Genomic DNA, 1,653 nt, shown 5'->3' on the forward strand with positions numbered 1-1,653 from the left:
CGTCCTACCTCAGTCCTACTCGGGCAGGGCTCTTGAAACGTTTGTGGCTCAAACCGAAATTTCAGTTCTGGTGGCTTCGACCAAGACATTTACCGTTGCGGCCATGCAGTCGCCCCATCTGTTCTCCCTTGTTCTCGAAACCCTCGTGCACAATGCAGCGGTTGTCGCTCAACATCTCACCAATGTGGGACGACGCAGCGCCTTGGCGCGGACGGCGCATCTCTTCCTCGAACTGATGACGCGTCTGGAACGAATCGGCTCTGTCACGCGCAACAGCTATGAATGCCCTCTCACCCAGTACGATCTGGCGGACGCACTGGGACTCACTCCCATTCATGTCAATCGGATGCTGCGGGAACTGCGCGAGCGCAAGTTTCTCGAATTTCGGCAGGGCCACGTTCGTGTGCTCGATCAGCAGGGCCTGACTAAGTTTGCTGGATTCGAGCAGGAATATGTCGACGGTTGAGACGTCCCGGCATGCGATGGCAAGCAATCTTGCTCCCCGGTAGCGGCCATCGGGCAAGATCGAGGACGGGCTTTCCCGGGCAAGCATCCACTTTCCGGCGGCGGATCTGTTCCGTCTGGCCCGCTCCCTATCCCGACTGGCGTCCGCCGGCCAGGCGCCGGCCAATTCAATCTCGGTTTCTTGCGCGATCTCTTCGCGGTTGCCTAAGCGACACCGTCCTTGGCGTTCCGCTGCAGCGGCGAGTCCGCTCGGCCCAATTTGAGGACCACAATCAGGAGCGAGAATTGGTGCTCGCTGCTCGGATCCTAAACAGAGCGTAGCTCTTCCACCAGACCTATGGCCCCCGCAGAGCCAGCCTTCGAGGCAAAATATGAGAGTTCATTCGCGGCTTCCTGAACACCTTGCGCAAATGCTCGCTCGAGCCAAAGGCGGCCTGCTACCGGGTTGTGTTCCCCGGCACGACCATTGCAGAGATAGCCCCCGAGCATGAGCTGTGCATAGCCATGTCCCCGCTCGGCGGCGGCGGCGAACCATTTCTGCGCTGCGACCGGGTCGAAGGACAGACCTTGGCCATTCGCGTACTGGGCACCGATCGCAAACATAGCCCCGGCGTGCCCGGCTGCGGCTGCCCGCTTGAACCACTGCGCGGCAGCCTGAGGCAAACAGGCGCCGCCACGTCCGTTGAGAAGCATTTCGGCAAACGCCACCTGCGCGTCGACCATGCCAGCATTGGCCGCCCGCTCAAACCAGCAACGGGCTTGTTTCAGATCGGCAGCCACGCCGCGCCCATCCTGAAGCATTCGCGCGTAGGCATATTGCGCTTCGGCCACGCCTTCGGCTGCCCGCCTCACCCATCGGGCAGCTTGCTCCTCGTCCTTTCGCACGCCGACGCCCTCGGCAAAGCAGAGGCCGAGGTTGAACGCTGCAATCAGATCGCCCGATGAGGCGGTCGCCTCGAACCATCCAGCGATGCTGGCGCGGTCGCCAGGCTCGCCTGCTCCTTCGATAACCAGATTGGCAAAGTCGACCTGCGCTTGCTGATTTCCCGCATTTGCGGACGTACGCAGCCAGCGCGCTCCCTCTTCGACGTCCCGTGCGACTCCGTTTCCGGAGAGATAAAGCGATGCCAACGCACGGGCAGCAGCCTGATGGCCGGCATTTGCCGCCCGTCGGTACCATGTTGCGGC

The 1,653-nt window shown here is 61.8% G+C and carries 2 protein-coding genes; one reads left to right on the plus strand and one right to left on the minus strand.

The window, feature by feature from the left end; genetic code table 11:
- On the plus strand, positions 1-466 hold a 466-nt coding region (locus EN932_RS35640; protein ID WP_164890833.1), incomplete at its 5' end, for a Crp/Fnr family transcriptional regulator.
- Positions 467-771: 305 nt separating this feature from the next.
- Here the strand turns inward: EN932_RS35640 and EN932_RS35645 are convergent.
- A partial coding sequence (locus tag EN932_RS35645; protein ID WP_164890834.1) for a tetratricopeptide repeat protein occupies positions 772-1,653 on the minus strand: 882 nt, incomplete at its 5' end.

The sequence above is a fragment of the Mesorhizobium sp. M7A.F.Ca.US.002.01.1.1 genome (assembly GCF_004022955.1).
Classification (GTDB): domain Bacteria; phylum Pseudomonadota; class Alphaproteobacteria; order Rhizobiales; family Rhizobiaceae; genus Mesorhizobium; species Mesorhizobium ciceri.